The 580-nt window shown below is 57.9% G+C and carries 1 rRNA gene; it reads left to right on the top strand.

From position 1 onward, the window contains the following. Positions 1 to 494, top strand: a 16S ribosomal RNA gene (locus IE277_RS46840); the annotation flags it as partial. Positions 495 to 580: the final 86 nt, after the last annotated feature.

Raw genomic sequence — 580 nt, 5'->3', positions numbered from 1 at the left:
GTCGTCAGCTCGTGTCGTGAGATGTTGGGTTAAGTCCCGCAACGAGCGCAACCCTTGTTCTGTGTTGCCAGCATGCCCTTCGGGGTGATGGGGACTCACAGGAGACCGCCGGGGTCAACTCGGAGGAAGGTGGGGACGACGTCAAGTCATCATGCCCCTTATGTCTTGGGCTGCACACGTGCTACAATGGCCGGTACAATGAGCTGCGATACCGTGAGGTGGAGCGAATCTCAAAAAGCCGGTCTCAGTTCGGATTGGGGTCTGCAACTCGACCCCATGAAGTCGGAGTTGCTAGTAATCGCAGATCAGCATTGCTGCGGTGAATACGTTCCCGGGCCTTGTACACACCGCCCGTCACGTCACGAAAGTTGGTAACACCCGAAGCCGGTGGCCCAACCCCTTGTGGGAGGGAGCTGTCGAAGGTGGGACTAGCGATTGGGACGAAGTCGTAACAAGGTAGCCGTACCGGAAGGTGCGGCTGGATCACCTCCTTTCTAAGGAGCATTTCTAGGCCGCCTGGCGGTCCAGAGGCCAGTACATCGGCGAGTGTCTGATGCTGGTTGCTCATGGGTGGAACGTT

Source organism: Streptomyces alanosinicus, assembly GCF_014650595.1.
Taxonomy (GTDB): Bacteria; Actinomycetota; Actinomycetes; order Streptomycetales; family Streptomycetaceae; genus Streptomyces; species Streptomyces alanosinicus.
The sequence above is the reverse complement of the archived record's forward strand: the minus strand, read 5'-3'. Positions and strand labels throughout refer to the sequence as shown.